This is a genomic window from Flexistipes sp. (genome assembly GCF_036172515.1).
GTDB lineage: Bacteria > Chrysiogenota > Deferribacteres > Deferribacterales > Flexistipitaceae > Flexistipes.
This window is the reverse complement of the sequence record NZ_JAXKVW010000005.1, coordinates 67,174-92,099: the sequence shown is the minus strand read 5'-3', so window position 1 is coordinate 92,099 and position 24,926 is coordinate 67,174. Positions and strand designations below refer to the sequence as shown.

General features: G+C 38.7%; 18 protein-coding genes and 3 tRNA genes. 8 read left to right on the top strand and 13 right to left on the bottom strand.

The genetic code is table 11. The features are described from left to right. Positions 1 to 426: 426 nt before the first annotated feature. The 7 genes from UMU13_RS05425 to UMU13_RS05395 form a co-directional block, all read right to left on the bottom strand. Positions 427 to 3,291, bottom strand: coding sequence for a PAS domain-containing protein (locus UMU13_RS05425; protein WP_328217647.1), 2,865 nt, complete (start codon positions 3,289 to 3,291; stop codon positions 427 to 429). After that, entirely contained in the window at positions 3,284 to 4,273 is a 990-nt protein-coding gene (locus tag UMU13_RS05420) for an ABC transporter substrate-binding protein (protein WP_328217646.1), read from the bottom strand. Before UMU13_RS05420 ends, UMU13_RS05425 begins: the two co-directional genes overlap by 8 nt. 448 nt (positions 4,274 to 4,721) lie before the next feature. Next, positions 4,722 to 5,951, bottom strand: a complete 1,230-nt coding sequence (locus tag UMU13_RS05415; protein WP_328217645.1) for a Zn-dependent hydrolase — start codon at positions 5,949 to 5,951, stop codon at positions 4,722 to 4,724. Between the two features lie 12 nt (positions 5,952 to 5,963). Beyond that, positions 5,964 to 6,938 carry an ABC transporter ATP-binding protein gene (locus UMU13_RS05410; RefSeq protein WP_328217644.1) on the bottom strand — a complete coding sequence of 325 codons (975 nt, stop codon included), beginning with the start codon at positions 6,936 to 6,938 and terminating at the stop codon, positions 5,964 to 5,966. Further along, positions 6,935 to 8,833, bottom strand: coding sequence for a dipeptide/oligopeptide/nickel ABC transporter permease/ATP-binding protein (locus UMU13_RS05405; protein WP_328217643.1), 1,899 nt, complete (start codon positions 8,831 to 8,833; stop codon positions 6,935 to 6,937). The genes UMU13_RS05410 and UMU13_RS05405 overlap by 4 nt, the downstream gene beginning before the upstream one ends. Before the next feature lie 9 nt (positions 8,834 to 8,842). Continuing rightward, entirely contained in the window at positions 8,843 to 9,790 is a 948-nt protein-coding gene (locus tag UMU13_RS05400) for an ABC transporter permease (RefSeq protein ID WP_328217641.1), read from the bottom strand. 51 nt (positions 9,791 to 9,841) lie between these two features. Further along, positions 9,842 to 11,407: an ABC transporter substrate-binding protein gene (locus UMU13_RS05395; RefSeq protein WP_328217639.1), complete on the bottom strand. Its 1,566-nt coding sequence runs from the start codon at positions 11,405 to 11,407 to the stop codon at positions 9,842 to 9,844. A 163-nt stretch (positions 11,408 to 11,570) separates the two neighbouring features. Between UMU13_RS05395 and UMU13_RS05390 the strand changes: the two genes are divergently transcribed. Next, entirely contained in the window at positions 11,571 to 13,574 is a 2,004-nt protein-coding gene (locus UMU13_RS05390) for a sigma-54 interaction domain-containing protein (protein WP_328217637.1), read from the top strand. Here the strand turns inward: UMU13_RS05390 and UMU13_RS05385 are convergent. Then, complete coding sequence (locus UMU13_RS05385) at positions 13,571 to 14,212, bottom strand: DUF1028 domain-containing protein (protein WP_328217636.1); 642 nt, start codon at positions 14,210 to 14,212, stop codon at positions 13,571 to 13,573. The two genes, UMU13_RS05390 and UMU13_RS05385, sit on opposite strands and share 4 nt — an antisense overlap. A 760-nt stretch (positions 14,213 to 14,972) precedes the next feature. On the opposite strand from UMU13_RS05385, the gene UMU13_RS05380 reads away from it, so the two are divergent. From UMU13_RS05380 to UMU13_RS05365, 4 genes are all read left to right on the top strand, one after another. Next, positions 14,973 to 16,079, top strand: coding sequence for an NAD(P)/FAD-dependent oxidoreductase (locus UMU13_RS05380; RefSeq protein WP_328217635.1), 1,107 nt, complete (start codon positions 14,973 to 14,975; stop codon positions 16,077 to 16,079). A gap of 203 nt (positions 16,080 to 16,282) precedes the next feature. Further along, positions 16,283 to 17,599 carry a hemolysin family protein gene (locus UMU13_RS05375; protein WP_328217634.1) on the top strand — a complete coding sequence of 439 codons (1,317 nt, stop codon included), beginning with the start codon at positions 16,283 to 16,285 and terminating at the stop codon, positions 17,597 to 17,599. A 122-nt stretch (positions 17,600 to 17,721) separates the two neighbouring features. Then, positions 17,722 to 18,936, top strand: a complete 1,215-nt coding sequence (locus UMU13_RS05370) for a GGDEF domain-containing protein (protein WP_328217633.1) — start codon at positions 17,722 to 17,724, stop codon at positions 18,934 to 18,936. Between the two features lie 33 nt (positions 18,937 to 18,969). Further along, positions 18,970 to 19,347 (top strand): DUF805 domain-containing protein, encoded by a 378-nt coding sequence (locus UMU13_RS05365; RefSeq protein WP_328217632.1) that lies wholly within the window; start codon positions 18,970 to 18,972, stop codon positions 19,345 to 19,347. Here the strand turns inward: UMU13_RS05365 and UMU13_RS05360 are convergent. From UMU13_RS05360 to ispG, 5 genes are all read right to left on the bottom strand, one after another. Further along, the gene (locus UMU13_RS05360; RefSeq protein ID WP_328217630.1) at positions 19,344 to 20,084 is read right to left on the bottom strand and encodes a dienelactone hydrolase family protein; all 741 of its coding nucleotides are present in this window, start codon (positions 20,082 to 20,084) and stop codon (positions 19,344 to 19,346) included. The genes UMU13_RS05365 and UMU13_RS05360 overlap by 4 nt on opposite strands. A gap of 98 nt (positions 20,085 to 20,182) precedes the next feature. Next, complete coding sequence (locus UMU13_RS05355) at positions 20,183 to 21,091, bottom strand: diguanylate cyclase (RefSeq protein WP_328217628.1); 909 nt, start codon at positions 21,089 to 21,091, stop codon at positions 20,183 to 20,185. Positions 21,092 to 21,603: 512 nt separating this feature from the next. Beyond that, positions 21,604 to 21,693 (bottom strand) — tRNA-Ser (locus tag UMU13_RS05350). A 37-nt stretch (positions 21,694 to 21,730) separates the two neighbouring features. After that, positions 21,731 to 21,820: transfer RNA gene (locus UMU13_RS05345), tRNA-Ser, on the bottom strand. 122 nt (positions 21,821 to 21,942) lie between these two features. Next, the gene (gene ispG / locus UMU13_RS05340) at positions 21,943 to 23,007 is read right to left on the bottom strand and encodes a flavodoxin-dependent (E)-4-hydroxy-3-methylbut-2-enyl-diphosphate synthase (protein WP_328217627.1); all 1,065 of its coding nucleotides are present in this window, start codon (positions 23,005 to 23,007) and stop codon (positions 21,943 to 21,945) included. Between the two features lie 101 nt (positions 23,008 to 23,108). Here ispG and UMU13_RS05335 point away from each other — a divergent pair. The 3 genes from UMU13_RS05335 to tsf all read left to right on the top strand — a co-directional run bounded on the left by UMU13_RS05335 (position 23,109) and on the right by tsf (position 24,893). Then, positions 23,109 to 23,181, top strand: a tRNA-Asn gene (locus UMU13_RS05335). A 207-nt stretch (positions 23,182 to 23,388) separates the two neighbouring features. After that, positions 23,389 to 24,237, top strand: coding sequence for a 30S ribosomal protein S2 (rpsB, locus tag UMU13_RS05330; RefSeq protein WP_328217626.1), 849 nt, complete (start codon positions 23,389 to 23,391; stop codon positions 24,235 to 24,237). Next, positions 24,237 to 24,893, top strand: a complete 657-nt coding sequence (tsf, locus tag UMU13_RS05325) for a translation elongation factor Ts (protein ID WP_328217625.1) — start codon at positions 24,237 to 24,239, stop codon at positions 24,891 to 24,893. The genes rpsB and tsf overlap by 1 nt, the downstream gene beginning before the upstream one ends. The last annotated feature ends 33 nt before the right edge of the window (positions 24,894 to 24,926 follow it).

Below are 24,926 nucleotides of genomic sequence, written 5' to 3'. Positions count from 1 at the left end.
CTACTTTTCTTGTTTTGAGATTGCCACAACCCTGTTTCCACAGGGTTTCGCAATGACAAAACGAAGTGCGAAACTTGAATAAGTAATTATTATCATGTTTAACACACCCAATCCCTACCCTAATTTAGGGGAGATCAGGTGGGGTACTTATTCAAAGCTCTTGTAACAGTAAAATACCTGTTAATTACAAAAAATCCATAATATTCTTAAAAATTCACATATCTTAAAAGCCGTAATGAGTGATGCGTAATGCGTAACACATGGTGTGAGGTGCCTTCAATGTTGAATTCTCACTCAACCATTTCAACCTGATCAATTTCCTTAACCTTTGCCTTAACTTCTATTTCCCACTTCACCCTCTCACTATCTCACCAAAGCCGTTCCGCAATTGCCATAGCTCTTTAAAAATAGGGAAATTGGCGACATTTAGCCGAATGCTTTAAGGTAAATATAAAAAGTTGTCCCCTTACCCTCTTCCGATTCCACATATATGTGCCCGTCGTGATTTTTTACCACGGAATAAGCTATTGAAAGCCCGAGTCCGCTTCCGTCACTTTTCGATGTGTAAAAAGGCTCAAATATCCTCTCAAGATGTTCTTTGCTTATCCCTTTTCCATTATCCTCAATTGAAATGAGTACATATTCCCCCTTTTGCAAAATATTTGTATCCTTTTCAATAATCCTGTTTTCAAGATTAACTTTTATTAAACCTTCACCTTCAATTGCATGTCTTGCATTAATCAAAATATTGTGAAAGACCTGCGCAATCTGATTGGGGTCAGCTTCAGCTTTCCAAAGGTCTTCACTCTCATTTATTACGTAATCAATTTCTGTTCCCGCCAGAACAAAATCTATAGTTTCTTTAATAATTGAATAAACATCTGTTGATTGTTTTACAGGTGCTCCGCCTTTGGCAAATGTCAAAAGTCTGTTTGAAAGGAATTCAGCCCTGCTGATGAGCTTAGACATATTTTTCACATATTTCTTTGCTTTGTCCTCTTCAGAAGTAGACATATCCAGCAGAGTATTGTATGTGGACATAGCAGTCAGTATATTGTTAAAATCATGTGCTATGCCGCCGGCCAGCACACCGACGGATTCCAGCTTCTGTTTTTTAATCATCTCCGACTGTATCTGTCTTTTTTCTGTTTCATCTCTGAAAACCAAAACAGCACCGATAACAAGATTATCATAGATTATAGGAGCGGCACTGTCAGCAATAACTACAGGATATTCATCTTTATTTATCAGCAGCGTATGATTCTCAAGCTGGCATATGCTTTTGGTTTCCATACATTTCTCCACAGGATTTTCGATTTCCTCTCCTGTCTTTTCGCTGATGATATGAAATATATCCTTTATATGTTTCCCCTTTGCCTCTCTTTCAGAATAGCCGGTCAGCTCAACCGCAACATCATTAAGCATCTCAACATTTTGATTATAGTCCGTCACAATAACCCCGTCGCCGATACTCCGCAGAGTAATGAGAAGCTTGTCCTTTTCACGGCTGAGTTCTTTTTCAAGATTTTTTCGCTCAGTGATGTCCCTGCCCATACCGAGAATACCCAGACTTTCTCCCGACTCACCTTTCACAACAGTCTTAAACGTTTCCAGATAAACCGGGCTGCCCTGACTGGATATAAAACTTTCTTCCTTTTTGACCGAACTGCCGGTATTTATTACCTCTTTATCAAAATCGATGAATTCTTTTGCCATGCTGCCGTCAAAAATTTCATAATCCGTTTTACCCATTGCATAATCCTTCATCAGTCCGAAAATACTGTCAAAAGCTTCATTGGTCTTCACATACACACCGTTTAAATCCTTAAAGAAAATCATATCTTCTGAAGAATCAAATATGTTGGAAAGAAGGCTTTCCTTCTCGGCTATTTCATTAAAAGCCTTTTTGATTTCTGTAATATCGTGAATACTTACAATATACTCATCATCCCCAAAGGGTACAAAATAGATGTTTACATATTCTCTTTCATCATAACTTCTGCCAAGCTCTGCCATAGTTATATCATTAACTGAGACGTTATCTCTGATATTGTTTTCAACGAGCGGACAAAATCGGCAGGGTGATTCTCTGCCAAAAAGTATTCCATAACAGTTTTGTCCAACAACATCCTCTCTTTTCATACCAAGAAAAGAAAGTTCGGAATCATTGATATAAGTTACTTTCAGCTCACTGTTAACGACATAAACGCCGTCCACCACACTGTTTAAAAGATTATCCAGTTTTTCCAGCTGCCTTCTGTTTTCATTGTAAAGGGACAAAATCTCTTTATGCTGCACATCTTTCTCTTTAAGGAGATTTTTTATCCTGTCGGCTGCCGAATGAATATTCACCATCAGATCACCCAGCTCATTTTTGGGCATATTTAAAATATCAAGACCTGTTTCTCCGCTTTCCATATTTGCAGACATCTTATTAATTGTATTTATCGGCTTTAAAAGCCTCTTTGTCATCACATAAGTGGCAATGATTTCAGCCACAATTAAAATCAAAAGCATTAGTCCGAAATTAAGAATATCCGAGGAAAATTTCCCGAATATGACCTTGTTATCCACCTCAATGCCTATCTTAAAGGGATAGCCTGAAAAATTAAAAATTTTGGCTACCGAATTCTCCTGGTAAATTGTATATTCATTGCCGGCTTCTTTATTTTTTTCAAGCTCATCAACCAAATTTTTCACATGTTTCTGTTCAGATTTTGTTAAGGGTAACTTGTTGTGAAACATTAATTCATTTTTCCTGTTCAAAACAATGAAGTTGTAATCCTCAGGCATCTTCATGGCAAATTTGAGGAAAAACTTTCTGGCCGAAATGGTATATTCCAAATTGAGATTGCTGTTTGCAAGTTCAATTCTCTGCATCATATAGTAATCACCGTTTTTATAGAACATTTCGGGTGACTCATTAATACTGAAATTCTCAGGCTGAAAGATGTAATATTTGTTCAGACCAAACAAAATGTCACCGCTGTCGGTATAAACAACCATCTCGTTGAATTCGCTAAACTGGTAAAAAAGCCCTTTCAGATGACTAAAGCCATCATCGGAACCCTGTCCGTTTAAATAGAGGGCTAATTTGGCCATTTTCCGGATGGACTCTAATTTTGATTTTATACTTTCCTTTTGTGTGGAAATGTCCTTGGAAATACTTTCTTCAATATTGTTAAAGTAAAATGATCTCATGTTGAAAAAATATAGAAGAAAAAGAAGAAGCAGCGGAACTGTTGTAATCAGAAAAAATTTTTTCAAAATATCTACAAAAAGCCTACTCATTTACAATCCTGTTGGCATATGCGAGATAGCTTTCATTAAATTTTATTCCCATCTTTTTCAGAATTTTCAAATTTAGTGCCAGCTGAATTTTATCAGGAAATTGAACAGGCACATCTGATGCTTTATGGCCGTTTATGATGCTTGCAGCTATATAAGCTGACTGATAGCCCACATCATAAAAAGTGGGTGAATACCCCAACGCCCCGCCTTTATCGATAAGAGAATTGTCGATAACCATAACAGGTATTCTTTTTTTCATAGCAAAAGACTTTAATCTTTCAAATTCTTTTACAAATAAAGGATGCGGCATCATCACAATACCATACTCTGAACTGTCTTTAAGATTTAGATTGCCCAGCTTTTCTGCAAAATCAGCCGAATTGTTTACTCTGACTTTTATCAGTTTTACATCAGGATGAAATCTTCTAAACGTTTTCAGATACTGAAATTGATTTTTCGCAAAAATATCCCTTTCATCGATAAAGCAGAGTATTTTATCCCTTTCGGGAAACACTTCTGTAAATATTTCAAATCTTTTCGAAAGAAGTTTAAAAGCGATATGACTGATACCTGTAAAGTTTTTGTCCGGTTTTTCAAGAGATTTTACAAGTCCGGCGGAAAGAGGTTCGGCAACTTCATTGAATATAACATCAAATCCATATTTATCATTGTATTTCATAATTTCCTGATTTACAGGGGTGGTGGTAGCAAAAACTATGTTTATCCGCTTATTGTTAAATTTTTTTAGAATTTCAGGAATTTCAGACAGATCGCCATGAAGATTTTCCACTTCAAAATTCACATTAATAAGGCCTAAATCACGGATACCGTCACGGAGCCCTCTGAAAGAAGCCGAAAAATTCTCTGAATACACCACAACGCCGATGCTGACACTTTTATTTTCCATCATCGATGTTGAAGTAACGGCTGTAAAAGGGGTAATTATAATAATAAGTATATAAATAAATTTAAAAATCTTCATGAATAAAATTACATCATTTTGCACTATAAATCAACTGTGTGCAAACAAGTTAAGTGGTTTTCTCAAACGATTTCCTTTTTTAGCAACCTCCCAAAATTTTTGCACTTGTGCTATTTGACAATACTTTATCTAAATATCGGGATTTTCACGAATAGTGCAACGTTATTTCTGTAAATTTGCAATTTAGGTAAATAATTTTTAGACCCAAAATACATTTGCCAGTATTTACAAATATAGGTGGAAATCAGAAATCATATACACAATAATATTCAATGTTATTATTAGATATAAAAAAAGAAGTTTCAGGGGCAAACTAAAATTTTTAGCCGGGGGTTGATTATCACCCTGAGCTTTGCCCCGCTGATCACTATTGTTGGCAAACAATATTATTCTTCCTGGATAGTCACAGGGTTCATATTATAATCTATTTTACAGGCTCGGAATCATTTTATACAGCAAAATCCATTACAGAATACAGCAACACATTAGCTCCGGCTGCCAGATCTTCAGGAACGGCCTTTTCCAGCTCATTGTGACTGATTCCTTTTTCACAGGGCACAAAAATCATACATCCGGGAATTTTATTGTTGACCATACATGCATCATGACCGGCACCTGAAACCATTTCCCTAAAATTATAGCCCAAAAATTCTGTAGATTTTCTTATTGTTTCAATACAGATATTATCAAAAACTACAGGAGGTGTGAACCATGCTTTCCTAATTTCTACTTTAGTGGCAGTTTCATCAGCTATATTTTGAAAATTTTGCTTAATTTTTGTTTCCATTTCAAATAAAATTTCTTTTCGGGGATGTCTTATATCAATAGTAAAAGATGTTTTCCCCGGCACTGTATTTCGTGCACCCGGCTGAACAATCATTCTCCCTACAGTAGCTACGGAACCGGGAAATTGTTCTGTTGCTATTCTGTTTAATGCCAAACACATTCTGGAAGAACTTACTAATGCGTCTTTACGCATATTCATCGGAGTCGATCCGGAATGTGACTCAAAGCCTATAACGGATACATCAAGACTCAATTGCCCTTGCACTCCTTTTACTATACCTATTTTATAGTTTCCCGATTCAAGTATCGGTCCTTGTTCTATGTGCGGCTCTATATAAATACCAGCCTTATAATCAACAGACTTTTTATTTCCCATGTAACCGATCTTTTCCAATTCACCTTCGAATGTCATGCCATTGTTATCTTTAGAATTATATATCTCTTCTTCTGCATAAACTCCGGAGAAAACACCAGAGCCTGCCATAGCCGGAGCAAAACGCACTCCTTCTTCATTAGTCCAGTTTACTACAGTAATTGGTCTGCTTGTTTTGATCCCCTGCTCTTTTATTGTTCTGATTACCTCATATCCTGCCATGACTCCATAAATACCGTCGAATTTGCCGCCGGTGGGCTGTGTATCTAAATGGCTTCCAATCAAAACCGGCTGCAGATCTTTTGATGTTCCCCGAAGCGTAACGTAAATATTACCCATACTGTCATATTCGCACTCAAATCCGTCCGATTCCGCCCAAAAACAGAATAGATCTCTTGCCGCCTTATCCGTTTCTGTAAGAGCAAGCCTTTTTACACCCCCCTTCGGGGTGGCTCCTATTTTTGCCATTTCCATTATTGTGTGCCATAATCTTGTGGAATCGATATTTATCCTTTTCATTCTTTTCCTCTTCTAAAGTTCTTTGTAATGAAAACATGCCGTTTTGTGCATATTATTAACGTCTATTAACTCCGGCGTTTGTTGCTTACACTTACTGTTTGCCATAAAACATCTGGGAGAGAAAGAGCAGCCTTTGGGCGGATTTGCCGGATCAGGTGGTTCTCCTTCAAGAATTATTGAACTTACTCCTTTTTCACCGGGCTTAGGTATACTGGACAGAAGTACTTTGGTGTAGGGGTGTTTTGGACTATCAAAAACCTGCTCAGTTGTTCCGTATTCAACAATTTTTCCGAGATACATAACTGCTACTTTATCACACAGCTTCTCTACTACAGCTAAATCATGACTTATAAAAAAATATGTTAATCCCAGCCGGTTTTTTAAATCTATCAGCAAATTTATTATCTGAGCCTGTATAGATACATCCAAAGCCGATACCGGCTCGTCAAGAATCATCACTTCCGGCTCAGCAGCTAATGCTCTTGCAATGCCTATTCTCTGGCTCTGACCACCGGAAAATTCATGCGGGTATCTGTTTATAAATTCCGGTCTGAGATTTACGAGCTCCAAAAGTTCCAGGCAACGCTTCTCCATATCTTTTTTCGGGGTCTTTAGAATTTTTTTCATAGGTGTTTGTAATATCTGTCTTATCGTTTTCCGTGGATTAAGTGAGCTTAAAGGATCCTGAAATACAAACTGCACCTGGGAAAAATAACCAAGAACATCCTTTTTTTTGTAAAATTCCAGATTATTATTTTTAAAAAAAATATGACCGCTGCTTGGTTCTTCGAGTGTCATAATAAGTTTTGCCAGTGTTGATTTCCCGCATCCGGACTCACCAACGACACCCAAAGATTCATTTTTGATTACAGGAAGACTTAAATTGGAAACAGCCTGAATACCATCTTCCTTTCGACGAAATATATTTTTTTTTGTATCAAAAATTTTTGATACATTAACTGTTTCGATAATTTTTTCCTGATTCATACAAGCTCCTCAGCTTTTATACAGCGTACTTTTCTTTTCTCACCGTATTCTCTGAGTGGAATACTTTGTTCACGGCATTCTTCGGTAACAAAGTCACACCTGTCTGCAAAAAAACATCCATTCGGGAGTTTGTTGACTGCAGGGGGCAAACCTTTGATAGCTTCAATTTTTTGATTTTTTTTACCAACTTCGGGAACACATGCCATTAATTTCTTTGTATACGGATGCAGAGGAGCTTTATAAATCTCATGAACTTCACCGATTTCAACTATTTCTCCGCTGTACATTACAATTATTCTGTCGCACAGTTCTGAAATAACACCAAAATCATGAGAAATGAAAATAAGGGAGTTATTATACTTATGTCTGAGCTCATCCATGAGCCTAAGTATCTGAGCCTGTATCGTAACATCCAGGGCTGTTGTGGGTTCATCTGCAATAATTATCCCGGGATTGTTTGCCAAGGCCATAGCTATTCCCACTCTCTGGCGCATACCTCCCGAAAGCTGAAAAGGATAGTTGTTTAGACGCGACGGCGCATTCGGTATATGTACATCTTTTAACAATCCAGTTGCTATATCATAAGCTTCTTTTTTGCTTAGCTGTTGATGCTTTAATATTGTTTCTGTTAGCTGTTCTCCTATTTTCAAAAGCGGATTAAGTGTTGTCAGAGGATTCTGGAAAATATATGCAATCTCTTTACCCCTTATATTTTGTAATTCTGTAAGAGATGAACTTACTAGTTCCTTGTTTTCAAGACGTATACTTCCTGTCACAATTTTTCCGGGAGGCGTGGCAACGAGAGAAGCTACAGATAAAGCTGTTACTGATTTTCCTGATCCGGATTCCCCCATTACTCCGAGGCACTCCCCCCGGGACAGGTGGAAAGAGACATCATTAACGGCTTTATATGTATCATTATCCGTTATAAACCATGTATTTAAATTTCTGACCTGTAAAGGTATATCATTTACTTTTTCTGCTTTAACATGTTCTAAAGCATTACTGTCTACATCCGTAAAAGCTGCCGGGCTGGTTAATGCTCCTGAACTGAGTCTGGGGTCAAAATAGTCCCTTAACCCGTCACCCACAAGATTAATAGCGATTACAACAAAAAGAATTACAAGCCCCGGTATAGTTGCCACATGAGGGGCCACCATTACCACTTTTCTCCCTTCTCCAAGCATAGACCCCAGATCGGCCTGAGGGGGCTGTGCACCGAGTCCCAAAAAACTTAAACCGGCTGTTTCCAAAATCATCCATCCGACCGTTGTTGAAATGGTTATAATTATTACAGGCATTACATTTGGAAGAAGTTCTTTAAATATTATCTGAAAATTATTGAGTCCGCTTATTTTAGAGGCGTCTACATATTCAAGTCTTACCAGGCTGACCGTTACACCTCTTACATTTCTTGCAAAGAAAGGAATATTTACTATGGCAATTGCAAAAAGCGCGTTCATAAGTCCCGGGCCTAGTGCTGCCACAATAGAGAGTGCCAGCAGCATGTAGGGAAAGGCCATAATCATATCAATTCCTCTCATTAACACATTATCAACAATTTTACCGTAAAAGCCTGAAATGATACCTATTAATGAACCTATTACCGCGGCAAAGAGTGTCGCAGTTAACCCAACGGCAAGACTTACTCTGGTTCCCCAGATTATTCTGGATAAAATATCTCTGCCCAGCTGGTCACTGCCTAAAAAATACTTTTCGCTAAAAGGCCCCTGGAGTCTGGCAGCCAGATCCGTTTCATTGGGATTTTGTAAAGGCAGAACAGGAGCTATACTAATAACAATGATGACAAATAACATCATCACCAGGCCGGCGGCTGCAAGTCTGTTTTTCGAAAATTTGATCAAAAATTTTTTTACTTCTTTTATGGAAAGCATATTTAACCTTTACGTTTTTATGCGTGGATCAAGTATATGTTGCAGGATATCAGCTGATAGATTGATCAAAACGTATATTGCTGCGACCACTACAACCCCGCCCTGAACAAGCAGAATATCCCTTGTCAGAATAGCATTTACAAGCATCCGTCCTATGCCGGGCCATTGAAAAACCATCTCTATATAAACAGCTCCCCCTATTACAAAACCCGCCTGGATACCTATTACAGGAATTATGCTTACAAGAGCGTTTTTAAAAGCATGCTTAAATATGACCTTTTTCTCGTCTATACCTTTTGCTCTGGCTGTTCTTATATAGTCCTGTCTTAGTATTTCGAGCATTGCAGATCTGGTTAGTCTGGCAATTACACCAGTAGCAACTACTGCCAAAGTGAACGATGGCAATATAAGATGATGCAGGATATCAAGAAAACCTCCACCGCCGTAAATATCAATCATTCCGCTGGCAGGGAAAATATTGAATTTAACAGCAAAAGAAAGAATCAGAATTAATCCCAGCCAGAATGAGGGAGTGGATATCCCTATCAGTACAAAAAGAGTTATAAGTTTGTCTGTGAGCTTATATTGTTTTATAGCAGATATAATACCGGCAATAAGTCCGAATACACTGCATAGTACCAGAGAACTGCCTGCAAGGAGCAGTGTGGGAAAAAGTCTGTCAAAGATTTCATCGGAAACGGGTCTTTCAAGACTGTAAGACATCCCGAAGTCACCATGCAGTATATTTGAAAGCCAGATGAAATATCTTTGTACAATCGGTTTGTCCAATCCCATCGATTCCCTCAAACGGGCAAGGTTTTCCGGAGTGGCATAAGATCCCAGTATTGCCTCTGCAGGATCACCCGGGATCAATTCCATTATAAGAAATACAATAACGGAGATCCCTATAAGTACAGGTATCATATACGCCAGTCTTTTAAGTATATATACAAACATATGTATAACCTTTACACATGGAGGGCGGTATAGCCCTCCATGATTTAATTGTTATTGCTTTTCAACATCATGAAGCAGTAAAAAGAATGATGGCTGTAATTTGAAATTTTTTATGTTAGCTTTGCTGACAGCATTTTGTTTCCAGTTTGCTATGAATGCCCAGGGAGTATCTTCATATACAATTTTCTGCATCTTCTTATAGTACTCTGCGCGTTTCTGCTGGTCTGTGGATCTGCGTGCCTTTTCCAGCAGCTTATCAACTTCCGGGTTTGAATAATACCCTGAGTTAAAACCGCCTTTGCTAGGCCACGCATCGGTTCTGAGAGCAAGATAGGGGAGAGTGTCTGGATCATTAGTCATCCAAGCCATTTCAGCCATATCTGCTTTGCCTTCGAGACCGGCATTCACTTTAGACAAAAAGGTATTCCATTCGAATGTTTTAATTTTAACATCAAGACCAACTTTTGCCAGATCCGCCTGTATAGCAGTACCCATTGCCACGGGCGAAAGCATTCCTGAGCCTCCTTCTGTTATATAGAATGTGAGTTCTGCACCTTTATAACCTGCTTCTTTTATAAGTTTTTTGGCTTTTTGCGGGTTGTAGGGATATGGTTCAAGATTACCATTATGAGCCCAGGCAAATGCAGCCGGAGTCGGACTGTTTGCTACAGTTGCTGTACCTTTTAATATATTCTCCACTATAGCTTTTTTATTGATGGCGTAGTTGACTGCATGCCTCATTCTTACATCAGTGAAAGGCCCCTCTTTCATATTTAGTATAAGAAACCACAAATGTGGGCCGGCCTGCTCATATACGGTAAAATCAGACTTTTTTCTGAAAATCTGCAGAGAATCCGGCGGTGTTTCCACCATAATGTCAAGCCCGCCGGAAAGCATTTCAGTGACTCTTGTATTGCTGTTGGTTATCGGCCTGAAAATAACAGCTTTAAGCTTGGGAACTCCGTCCCAGTATTTTTTATTTTTCTCAACCACAACCCGCTGGTTACTTTCCCATTCAACAAATTTGTAAGCTCCTGTTCCTACAGGGTTTCGACCGAAATCTTCACCATATTTTTTAACGGCAGATGGAGAAACGATCAGTCCCGTAGGATATGCAAGGTTGGAAAGGAAAGGCGCATAAGGCTCTTTAAGCTGAAAACGAACTGTATACTCATCAACAACGGTGACCTTTTCGATACTGCTAAAAAAGAACGACAGTGGGAAAGGGCCGGTCACATCGTGGTATGGATGTTTTTTATTCAACATACGGTCAAAATTAAATTTTACAGCGGAAGCGTTAAATGGAGTCCCATCATGGAATGTGATATTTTTTCTCAAATGAAACGTATAAACTGTACCATCATTAGAAATATCCCATGATTTTGCCAAAGCCGGCTCCACTTCGAGAGAACCGTCTTTGTAACGGGTAAGGCCATCGTAAATATTCATTACAATTCTAAAATCGTTAACAGCAGTTATTGTGGCCGGATCCAGAGATTTCGGTTCTGCAATCTGCCCCACCACCAAAACATCCTTCGGCGTGGCAGATTGAACTGTGCCAAAACACCAAAAAAATAACGTTATAATAAACAGCGGCAAAAATCCTCTTATTTTCATGATAAATCCTCCAATGATTTTTTAGAGTTTTAAACTCCTGTTTTTTTTAGAACAGCAATATATATGCCATAATATTTCCGTTGCAAATATCTGAAAAATGATTAAATTAATGGGACAATAATGGTAATGGGTTGTGTATATTTCCCATTCAAGGAAAGTGGATATGCAACGGAAAATAACACTTTTGGCTATTGATGAAAACATTTCGATGTTTTTTAAAAAAGAGTGCCAGAAAATATTCAGTAATCTTTTTCAGATTGATTATCGTTCAGCTGACATACAGGAGCCCTTACCTATTACCAATACAGATTTAATCCTTTATACTGATCCAACTATTCTTAACAAATTGATTCATTTGATTCAATGTCCGGCACCAACGCTAATGATGAAAAGGACAATCCGCAGGGAATCATTAGAGAAAATTAAAAAACTGCCGGCAGGATCAATTGCTTTGGTAGCTAATATTAACGAATATATGGCCAATGAAACTGCCGCAACTATACACCAACTGGGAATAAAAAATATAAGGCTTATTCCGGTTCACAAGGATTCCTCTTTCCCTGAAAAATATGATTATATCATTACGCCGAGAAGATACATTTTTCTGCCGGATGTAGATGATAGAATTATTGAAATAGGCAACAGGGTTTTTGATATTTCAATGGTTTTGGATGTTCTTTCTATCATGCAGGTGGATAACAAGGTTTCTGAAGAAATTATGTTTAACTATCTTTCAAAAGTCCCCACTATCTGGCACGGAATCGGATATGCATGGGAAAACAGAAGAGTCCTGGTAAATAGATGGAATATTTTGATTAATGAAATTGCTGCCGGTGTTATCGTTTGTGACGAGAGAGGAAATGTTGAGCTTGCAAATCACAAAGCTGCAGAAATTTTATCAACATCTTCCGAATTGCTTCTCAAGCATGATATTGATTATATAACCTGGAAAGAACCTGAACTGGGGAAAATTTTAAAGTTAAGTGAAGCAAAGGATGAGCTTACAAAGTGTTCTTCCGGTGAGGTTGTTGTTTCTGTAAAATCAATACATTTGGGTGGGGAAGAATACGGAAAACTAATTGTTCTGAATCAATATCACGAGATGATTAATACTCAGCAAAAGGCACAGAAAAAGCTGACATCCCAGGGTTATATCAGTAAATACAGTTTTGTAGATATTGTGGGTAAGTCCGGTGAACTTGAAAAAGCAAAAGAAATTTGCAAAAAAGTATCACTTTCCGATTCCACAGTTTTACTGTTCGGTGAATCCGGTGTAGGCAAAGAAATGTTTGCCGGCGCTATACACAATAATTCCGGCAGGAAAAACAAGCCATTTATTGCAATAAACTGTGCTACACTACCGGAGAACCTCCTGGAAAGTGAGCTTTTTGGCTACGAGGAGGGGGCTTTCACCGGCGCGAGGAAGGGAGGACGTGTGGGACTTTTTGAATTAGCTCATTCCGGTACTATTTTTTTGGATGAAATTGGTGATTTGCCTCTATCTTTGCAGGCGAGGCTTTTAAGAGCTATTGAGGAAAAAGAAATAAGGAGAGTGGGTGGGGAAAACATGGTAAGTGTTGATGTAAGGATAATAGCCGCCACTAATAAAAATCTCCCTGAAATGGTAAAGTCAGGTGAATTCAGAAACGATTTGTTTTACAGACTTAATGTTTTTCAGGTAAGTATACCCCCATTGAGAAAACGAAAAATTGACATTCCTCTTCTGATCAACCATCTTATAAGTGACCCTAAATTGAAAATAAGCAGAGAATTTATTGATTTTTGCAATACTTATGATTGGCCCGGCAATATCAGGGAACTGAGGAATGTTTTAGAGTATGCGGCTACGATAGCTGACAATGAAATTAACATAAGCAGCTTGCCTGATTATATTAAAAGCAGCAACGATTATTGTTTTACAGAGGATTTAAATGCGTATTTAATGCTGAAAATCATTTATGACAATACACAGCAAAAACAAAACACAGGCAGGAGAACGCTGAAAGAGGACTTCAGCAGAAAATTCATCAAAATTTCTGAAGCAAGGGTAAGAGAATATATTCAAAACCTAAAATCGAAAAATCTCGTTAATGTGAATTCAGGGCGTCAGGGTGTCAGTATCACAAATAAAGGGGTTAGTTTCTTGCAGATGAACGGCTATATTTAGTCTATTCCAAGTTCTTTTTCCCATATATTCAGCAAGCGTTGAAGTTCAGAGATGGGGTCTTTGTGATCATCAACACGCAAATCCATAATTTTGTCGCCATAGCCGCCGTAACCGCCATCTTTCTTAACTACCAATAAAGCGGCAGCCTGTTTTCCGCGTATATCTCCACCTGCATTTTCACCGGCCTTTAAAGCCGATATTAACATGTCCCATATTTTTACTTCAGTATAATTTATTAAAGCATTTTCCATAGATTTTAAAACGTTGGAACCTGCTAAAAAATTTCCAATGCAGATGTAACCTTTTCCTTTAATACATCCTGCCCATTTTTTACATTTTATTCCCGTAAAAGAGGATGTGTTTCCTTTTGTATCCATTGCTGCAATCTGCCTTATTTCCCTTTCATTATCTTTTTTCAATAGATATTCAATGCATTCACCTGGAGGCACTCCTTTTTTTAACAATTGAATCCCTGTTTTTCCAAAATCTGTTCTAGCCTGAGATTGGGTTATTATTAGTCCGGCTTCTGGATCTGCAAAAGGAACAAGAGAACCCACTGCCGGAAATTTTGATGCCACTGCTATTCCCATTGCTCCGGTTTCTGCATCCAATTTTGCTGCTGTGAATGTATTAATCACTTTAGCTCCTTGCAAAAAAGTAATACGAAGAGAATGTAATTATCTTTATCAAAAAATCTGCAATATTCATTTAACTAATATGTAAAGCCAATGCAAAGTTGTATAATCTCTAATATCATATAAAAAAAGCAGACAGTCAAATTATAACTTAACAGTCTTAATTTTTTTATACACAGAAAACAAACTAGCGAAGCAGAGAGAATTAACCGTGAAATAAAGAGAAGGATACGACAGCTACTTTTTTAATCCGGAATCTTTACTGAGGCTTGTTACAGCTATTGTCGCTAGATTAGTGATGAATGGTAAACAAATAGGGTCTACATTAATTTGGAGAAATAATGTGTTCCACATATTTACCGGCCTTCGGCCGGTGCTACATGAATTTACAGAAAAATTGTTGCTTTATCGCATAAACTCCTCATCTGTATAAGCTTAAACACATAAATTATTATCATATAAACTGAGGGATCTTTTTGGCAAGCAACATTTTTATATACCCCATCCTACTCTTACCTATCTTAGGGGAAGGAACTGAGTTCCGAGCACATAACGCTTTAATTGCTCGGTTAATAGGGATATTTTCTATTATATCAAATATATCTGCGTATATTCTTACAATAAGTTGATAATTCAAGTTTTTTAGGGTCATTCTTAAAATTATTGTTAAAATATATTTTTAAAATAACTTATTGTAATAATGAAATTCATAAAAAAAGATGTAAGAGCTGTTAGGCAATCTCAAGCAAAAAGAGTTGAGACTATGAAGAAAAAATTGGTACTCGTGGGCGGCGGCCATACCCACATGATGACTCTGCAGAATCTGGACTGGTTTACGGATAGAGGGCATGAAGTCACGGTAATCGGTCAATCCCGATACCATTATTATTCAGGTATGGGCCCTGGTATGCTTGGAAGGGATTACAGCCCCGAAGATGTCCGTTTCGACACCCGTAAAACTGTGGAGTCAAAGGGTAGTATATTTTTGGAGAGCAAAGCTTCGGATATCGATCCTGAATCAAAACATGTTATTTTGGAAAACGGTGAAAAAGTACCCTATGACGTGCTCTCTTTGAATGTCGGCAGTCACATGGATACAGGGATCGTCAGGGAAAATAATAAAAACCTTTTTACGGTAAAACCCATTGAAAATCTTCATCAGGCGGGATTGATCATAGAAAAACTTGCTTTAGAACAACAAGTCCGAGTGGCTGTGGTGGGAGGCGGTCCGTCTGCTGCAGAAATTTCGGGTAATATAGCCAGTCTCGGTCAGAAATTCTGCAAAAATCAGGTGGATGTGACCGTATTCGCCGGAAATAATTTCATAAAAAAGTTTCCTGAGAACGTTAAAAAAAGAGTTGTGAAACTTCTGGAAAGAAAAGGTGTGAAAATTGACCGGTCAGGTTATGTGGATTTTATAGAAGATAACTGGATTGTTTTGGATTCCGGCAGTTCAACCAAGGCGGAGGTTATTTTCCTGGCCACCGGAGTCAGGCCGCCTGAAATGATTCAAAGAGCGGGCATTCCCATCGGCTCTGAGGGTGGCATGGCAGTGAACCGGTACCTGCAGTCGGAAAAGTATCCGGAAATATTCGGTGGAGGCGACTGTATCTATTTCTCCGAGCATCCGATAGACAAAGTCGGAGTCTATGCAGTGCGGGAGAATCCGATACTCTATCATAACCTCCAAATAGCCATCAACGGAGGAAAATTCCAGAGTTTCACTCCTCAGGAGAGTTATCTTCTGATTTTAAATCTCGGTGGCAAAATCGGCGTATTCCAAAAGGGTATGATCGCTTTTAGCGGAAAACTTGCATTTTTGATTAAAGACTATATCGACAGAAAATTTATTAAAAGCTTTCAGGAATAAAATTATAACTTTGGGGACTTAAAAAAAATTTCGTGTGAACGATTTTTTTACAATAAATTATGACAATGTAAGTGTGAAAGTAAAAGTGGAAAAAAGAATCAAATAATAACTCTTATAAACGATTTCCTTTTCTTTTGACAATTCACTGGATTACATTTAGGTTAGAAGTTATAATTAAATAAAAAGACTAAGGATTTGCAGAATTGAAACTTATTATACTGGCAGGGTTAATTTTTCTTAACGGATTATTTGCCATGGCTGAGATTGCACTGGTTGTAGCCAGAAAAAACAGACTTAGGAAATTGGCCGATAAAGGCGATAAATCTGCAGAAGCAGCAATAAGACTTGGTGAGGATCCCACAGGTTTTTTATCTACTATTCAGATAGGAATTACAGCTATTGGCGTATTAAACGGTATTGTAGGCCAGGCAGCCCTTGCTGATTCATTTGCAGCATGGCTTGAAAAAGCAGGCTTAAGTGCAAAATTAAGCTCTATAGGAGCAACAGCCGTTATCGTGGTGGTTATTACCTATCTCACCATTGTAATAGGCGAACTTGTTCCCAAAAGAATTGCGCAACTGAACGCAGAAGGAATAGCAAAGCTAATAGCCCGCCCAGTGTCTTTCCTCTCAATTGTCTCAAAACCACTTGTTTTTATCCTGTCAATGTCAACAAACGGAATACTGCGCTTATTGGGCAAAAATAAATCCACTGAAACCGGTTTAACGGAAGAAGATATACACGCCATGGTCAGCAAAGGCTCAGAAATAGGCTTACTAAAAAAACAGGAGCATGAAGTTGTAAGAAACGTTTTCCGTCTGGACGACAGAAGTGTTGATTCGATGATGACTCCAAGAAATGAAATAATATTTATCGATATTAATGAACCCATAGAAGAAAATCTCAAAAAAATTGTAGAATCAGATCATTCGCGTTTTCCCGTTTGCCGGGGAGGAATGCACGACATTCTGGGAGTTATTGCAACCAAAAGACTCCTCAGAAGACATCTTAAAGACGAATTAAAGAATATTACCAATGATCTTCAGCCTGCTGTCTTTGTCCCGGAAACCCTGAACGGGATAAAAATCATGGAGCAGTTCAGGGAGTCGGGCGTGCAGATGATATTTGTAGTGGATGAATACGGGGGAATATCCGGAATCATAACACTGCAGGATTTGCTTGAAGCAATGACAGGGGAATTTAGGCCAAATGACCCGCGGCAGATGTGGGCGGTACAGAGAAAAGACGGTTCATGGCTGCTTGATGGAATGATTCCTATTCAGGAATTGGTGGACAAACTGAAATTGCAGAATGTACCGGGGGACCGTAAGGAAAATTTTAACACACTGAGCGGTATGATGATGTGGTTAATTGGCAGGATACCCAATACCGGTGATACAACCGAATGGGAGGATTGGCGGTTTGAAGTGGTGGATCTGGACGGCAACAGAGTGGATAAAGTGCTGGCAAGTAAAATTTCAAAATCCGGACACGAAGACAAGAATGAAAACTATGAATAGCTGTAAGCATTATCCGGTAACACAAACAATTGACGGATAACACCGGGTGAAATAATAATACCAAACCCATAAAAATGATGTTTTTATTTCATTGATTAAGCTATACTGGAATTAGGGCAGATATGAAAAACATACACAAAATTGAGAAAAAACCTAATTTTCTAGAGCATCTTTTGATAATAGTAGGCTCTCTGTCTATGATCGTGGTCGTGGCACTCACCGCAATAACTACTTACAACTCCGCTAAAGAAGATGTACTGAATATTGCAGAAGATGATGCCGTCCGTATCGGAACAATTATAGTAAAACATTACCAGTATGATTTATTCAATAAAAATAAATTAAATGAAGGGTGGAGTTCCCTGGAAATAGACATGTTTGATCGTCATGTCAAAGATTTTCTTTCTCCGTTTGAAATACATAAAATCAAAGTATTTAACTCTAACAGTGAAATTATTTACAGTAACGAAATGGATATAATCGGCATTAAAGATAAAAATAATGAAAGCCTTATAAAAGCACTTCAGGGCAAAATTAACTCTCATCTCGTTCAGGAAGATGAGATAGTTGATTTAGCTGAAGAGAAGCATCTGGACGCGGATGTTGTTGAAACATATTTCCCTGTTTATAATAGTAGAGAGGAAATCGTCGGTGCAATGGAATTGTATATTGACGTAACAAGGTACAGAGATGAGGTTATACATAGAGTTACAACTTCGGTTATCAGCATCAGTGCTATTCTTATCGTCGTATTTGCCATTTCCTATTTCATCGTAAGAATGGGATCAAAAGAAGTAAAGACTCTTCTTGACAAACTTTATAATATGGCTGTTTACGATACTTTAACCGGCATATACAATCGTGGTGCAATTATCGAACGTGCAAATAAGGAACTATCTCTTATGAAACGAAGAATTATAAACGGAGAACCTCCGAAATGCCTGGGAATTATAATGACTGATTTGGATCATTTTAAAAAGATCAACGATACCTACGGGCACCAGGCCGGTGACAAAGTTCTTTGCGAATTTACAGATAGAATCAAACAAAGTTTGAGAGAATATGATGTATACGGCAGATGGGGCGGTGAGGAATTTGTTATACTCCTTCCGGAAACAGATCATGAAAAAGCAGCTGCAGCAGCAGAGAGACTCCGTAAGCTAATTATGGAAAAGCCCTTTTCAATAAACGGTACAAGTCTGAATATAACTGCAAGCTTCGGTGTAACATGTTGTTATGACCCTTACGAAAGTTTCGATACACTGTTAGCAAAAGCTGACGAAGCTATGTACAAAGCAAAAGAAAGCGGAAGGAACCGGGTTGTTTCAAAACAATAGTTACAAAATATTATAGTTTAGCGGGGTTTATTTATGAATTGGTACCTTGAGGCATTAAAAAAATATGCGGTATTCAGCGGGCGTTCCAGGCGTAAAGAATACTGGTATTTTTTCCTGTTTAACTTAATTATTCATTTTATTCTCATAATTATCGATACTTTAACCGGCACCTATAACCAGGAAGCCGGAATGGGGTTGCTATCCACCATATATTTTTTTGCAGTGCTTTTGCCCGGCATAGCTGTGTCTGTAAGACGTTTACACGACACAAACCGCAGAGGATGGTGGATACTGCTCTCTCTTATCCCGATCATAGGCGCCATAGTACTTTTAATTTTCATGGTTCAGGACAGTACACCCGGTGAAAACAGATTCGGCAGCAATCCAAAAGAAGCAGTAAACGAAACTTAATTTTCAAACGTTTCGTCTAAAAACGATACAAATCTGTTCCACGATTTTCTATCAGCGTCTTCACTGTATCTGTCACTGCCGAAAATGGTAAATGCATGCGGAGCACCGCTGTAAGTTGTCATTTCATGCTTTACTCCGGCTTTTTCCAGTTCTTTTGCAAGAGTGGAAAAATCATCCAAAGTTACCGCCTGATCCGCACTGCCGTGAAACACCAAAATCTGCCCATTAGTTTTTGAATAATCCTGCCCTTCCGGAGTGGACAGACCGCCGTGAAAGGTAACAAAAGCCTCAAAAGGTGCTCCTGATCTGGCAAGTTCCAGAACAACCGCCCCGCCGAAACAATAACCTATGACTGCAGCTCTGTCGGTATTGCCGCCGGCCTGCTCGGCAGCTGATATCGCTCCTTTTAGTAAATCACGCATTTTTCCCCGGTTCTGGTACAGTTCTGAAGTCAACCGCCTCTTTTCCGACAATGCTTCAGGTCTTACTCCTTTACCATACATATCAGCGGCGAATACTGAATAACCCAGATCGTTTATCATTTTAGAGCGTTTTACCTCATATTCTGTTAAACCGTCCCAGTCGTGAATCAGCAAAATAAGGGGAGCTTTTTCACCTGCACTTATATAGTAGCCCTCGTATTCACTACCGTTTACATCATAAACAACACTCCTGCCTTCCGCCAGAGCCAACCCGGAAAAGCCAAATATCAGTATGATTACAAGAAAACGTTTCATACGATCCTCCTGACAGCATTTTAATACTAAAATTGTCTTAATTGAAAATTATTCAAGCTTCTTTTGGATTATAAAGGCGGGTTTCTAATCTTATAAAATCAGCCTGCAATAAGCTGATTTCTTCCGGAATGTTTGCTTTTATACAGGAGCATGTCGGCTCTGTTGACAATACTTTCGATGGTATCATCATCTTTCGCCACTGTTGCTCCCACAGAGATTGTTACACTCAGTTTTTTATTTTTATGAATCAGATACGATTTTTCCACCAGCAACCGCATTCTGTTACCGATATTTCCAAGTTTTTCAAAACCGACATTTCTGATAATTCCTATAAACTCTTCCCCGCCCCATCTGCCGAATATGTCAAAAGGTCTGCAGTTGGAAATAAAGGTTTCCGCTACAAACTCCAAAACTTTATCACCTATATTATGGCCATAGTTTTCATTAAAATTCCTGAAGTGATCAATATCCATAAATAAAATCCCAAACGGAATATTAAATCTTTTTTTCTCCTCAATCCTGTTTTGAAGCTCAATCTCAGCATACCTTCTGTTTGCAAGCTGTGTCAGGCTATCCAGAAGCGCAAGTCTCTCCAGTTCTCTAATCCTCTGCTCATTTGCCTGTCTGCTGCTCAGATCAGTGAACAGCTCAACTGCTCCAATAATATTACCTGAATTATCAGTCAAAGGTGTTGTTCTTACTGAAAGGGGAATTCTGTGACCTTTTTTGTGATGGACACAAACCTCAATATTACTTGAAATACCATCGTTAACTGTTTTCGCCAGCGGACACATTCCGACGCAGAGGTTTGTACCCGTATCATCCACATGAGTAAGCACATCATCTGCGCAGGATTTCCCAACAACCTCTTCAGCAGTAAAGCCCGTAATTTTCTCAGCAGCTTTATTCCAATAAGTAATAACTCTGTTTCGATCAACAATATATAGACCTTCATGGAGATTATCGGCTAATTTTTTAAAAGTTCTCTTATCTAAATTATCAAACATGAACATACTCCTTATATCATTTCTGCTAATCTAAGTCTTTGAACAATCTGCTTTTACTATTTAGCAATCGGCACAGAATTTAGTGAAATAGCGAAATAGAGATGTGGAGAAATAGAAATTTGTTGTGTAACTTGTATCGCTTCAATTACATCTAAGTACTTCTAAAAGCTTTCCCACTTATCACGTTTCACGCTTTACACATGGCGATTCATATTGCCGCGTTTCCTGATTATTCAAAAATTTCAAAACAGAAATTTTGTACAATAGCTATTTGAATTATTAAAATATTATAATTAAAACTAAATTTGTAAGTCAATAAAAAACATTTGTTTAAAAAAGTTAAAATATTTGGGAGGGCAGATTTAATTCTGCTGGATTACATTATATTTGTTAGTAAACTGACGTTGTTTAATATGCAGGATTAATGTCCCGATTCCGAAAAGTTTATCACAATTTTAGCACAATGGATTTTGCCGAAAAATTAAGTTGTTGGTAACACAGAAGAAAAGAAACGGAGAGGGAGGGATTCGAACCCTCGGAGCCCGGTTAGGGGCTCACTCGCTTAGCAGGCGAGCGCCTTCGGCCGACTCGGCCACCTCTCCCGAGATTTATCATGAAACAAAAAAACCAAAATTTATATGGCGGAGGGAGTAGGATTCGAACCCACGGTGGCTTACGCCACAGCAGTTTTCAAGACTGCCGCCTTTAGCCAGACTCGGCCATCCCTCCGCAAAAATCCGCTCTGTGCGGAAAACTGTCTTTAAGCACCGAGTTGAAACATATAATATAATTATGAATATTTTTCAAGGATTTTATTATTTTTTTTAAAATTCTGCCTTATTTATGAAAAATCAGAGAACATTATAACCATCTTTCCGCAAAAGATTAACAAATCTCTCCAGCAGTTCTTTTTCAGGTACCTTTTCAACAACAACACCTTTTTTAAAGATAATCCCCTGCCCTTTTCCACCGGCTATACCATAATCACAATTCCTTGCCTCACCTGGTCCGTTCACCGGACAACCCATGACTGCAATACTTAAAGGTTCTTTTAGCTTTTCAAAAGCCTTCTCAACCTTTGCCGCCAAATCAGCCAGCTCAATCTCAGTTCTGCCGCATGTGGGGCATGAGATGAATTCTGGCCCCCGTTGCCTCAGGCTTAAACTTTTCACTATCTCCCAGCCAACTTTCACCTCATCTTCAGGATTGCCTGTCAAAGACACCCTCAGAGTATCTCCTATACCTTCCGCCAACAATGCTCCTATCCCGACGGACGATTTAATCATACCTTTAAAAAGTGTGCCTGCTTCTGTTATCCCGATGTGCAGAGGATAATCTACCTTCTTACAAAGCAGTCTGTAAGCATCAATAGTCAAAGGAATACTGCTGGCTTTTACCGAAATTTTGATATCGTAGAAATTATTTTTCTCAAAAAAATCCACATGCCTCAGTGCAGATTCCACCAGTGCCCGGGCAGTCACTCCATATTTCTCCACAAGATCCTTTTCCAGCGAACCTGAATTGACACCTATCCGTATGGGTATTCCGGATTCCTTTGCCGCATAAATAACCGCAGCGACCTTCTCATTGTTACCGATATTGCCGGGATTTATACGCACTGCATCGGCGCCGTTTCTTATAGCTTTTAAAGCAAGTCTGTAGTCAAAATGAATGTCGGCAATAACGGGTATTTTAATGCGGGATTTTATCTTATCCAGCACAGCAGCTGAATCATCGTCAGGAACAGCCACTCTTATAATATCACAGCCGAGTGACTCAAGGCTCTTAATCTGTCTGACAGTAGCTTCAATATCGCTCGTACGCGTATTAGTCATCGACTGAATACTAACAGGAGCATCTCCTCCCACAGCGACATCACCCACATAAATTTGTTTTGTTTTTCTTCTTTCCAGCATATTAGTATATATACCACTTTTAACTTAAACGTAAATAATTTTTAAAAAATTATTGACAGTTAAACTTATTATTGCTATAAACTCATTCGTTTCACAGACATTCCCCGGTAGCTCAATCGGCAGAGCGGGTGGCTGTTAACCACTAGGTTGGCGGTTCGAGTCCGTCCCGGGGAGTTTTTTTTATTTCCGTTATGTACACTGTTTACTCCTTATATTCCAAAACACAAAAAGTCCTTGATTTTTTCTGCTTATCATGATAGAAGGTGCGCTTGCTAAATATTAGCAAAAATACACACGTCTCGGCTGAAAAGCCAGGGCATGTGCCGGCAAAATTGCCGGTGCCCGGTTTTTGAGGCGGAGGAAAACAAATCAGGAGGTTACATGTCTTACATTTCAATGAAAAACCTGCTTGAAGCAGGTGTCCACTTCGGCCATCAGACGAAAAGATGGAATCCGAAAATGAGCAAATACGTATTCGGCAAAAGGAACGGTATCTACATTGTGGATTTGCAGAAAACCGTTCAGTGTTTCAACCAGGCTTATGAGTTTGTAAGGGATTCCACTAAAAAAGGCGCAAAAACACTCTTTGTCGGAACTAAAAAGCAGGCTCAGGAAGCTATTAAAACTTCGGCAGAAAAATGCGGAAGCTTTTATGTAAACAACAGATGGCTCGGCGGAACCATGACCAACTTCGCTACAATTTACTCCAGAGTACAAAGAATGAAAGAGCTGGAGGAGATGTTTAACAGCGGTTTCATTAACAGATTCAAGAAAAAAGAAATCGCAAGCCTTAACCGCGAATATGAAAAGCTCTACAAAAACCTTGCCGGAATCAAGGAAATGGAAAAACTGCCTGATCTGATTTTTATAATTGACATAAAGCGTGAAATGAATGCTGTAAATGAAGCACGCAATCTCGGTATACCGATAGTTGCAATTGTCGATACAAACTGTGACCCGGATTTGGTGGACTTTCCGATACCGGGCAATGATGACGCGATAAGAGCTTGTCAGCTCATTTCCGATCGTATGGCAAATGCTATCAACGAAGGCAAACAGCTCAGAGAAGAGGAGCTGGTCCAGGAAGTTCAGGAAAGACAGCAAACAGATGAAGAAGCAGGTGTGACAGAAGAGTCTGAAGATGTTCCGGTTGATGAAATAGTCAACGAATCTGAATCCGGTGAACAAGCTCCGGAAAAAGAAGAAAAAACAGGCGAGGAGGAAAAGTAATGGCACAGATTACCGCATCACTGGTAAAGGAACTCAGAGAGAAAACCGGTGCAGGGATGATGGACTGCAAAAAAGCACTGAAAGAATCAGATGGTGATTTAGATAAAGCTGTGGAATATTTAAGAACAAAGGGGCTTTCCGATGCTGCAAAAAAATCTGACAGGGTTGCAGCTGAAGGAATTGTAACTTCTTATATACATGCAGGCGGTAAAATAGGGGTACTTGTTGAAGTGAATTCCGAAACGGATTTCGTGGCAAAAAACGATGAGTTTCAGGAGCTGGCAAGAGACATTGCTATGCATATATGCGCTTCAAATCCCAAATATGTTTCCCCGGATGAGGTAGAGCAAAGTGTTATCAACACTGAGAAAGACATATACATAGCAAAGGCCAAAGAATCCGGTAAGCCTGACCACATCATTGAAAAAATTGTAGAAGGCCAGGTAAACAAATTTGTAAACAGTATTTGTTTACTTACTCAGCCTTTCGTAAAAAATCCCGATCTTACTGTGGAGCAGTATATTGCTGAAAAAATCGCTAAAATAGGTGAAAATATCAGAGTAAGGCGTTTCTGCAGATATGAATTAGGAGAAGGTCTCGAAAAAAAAGAGGAAAATTTCGCAGAGGAAGTAATGAGCCAGATAAAAAAGGATTAAACTGTCCTCTTGAAATATCGTTTAACATACTGT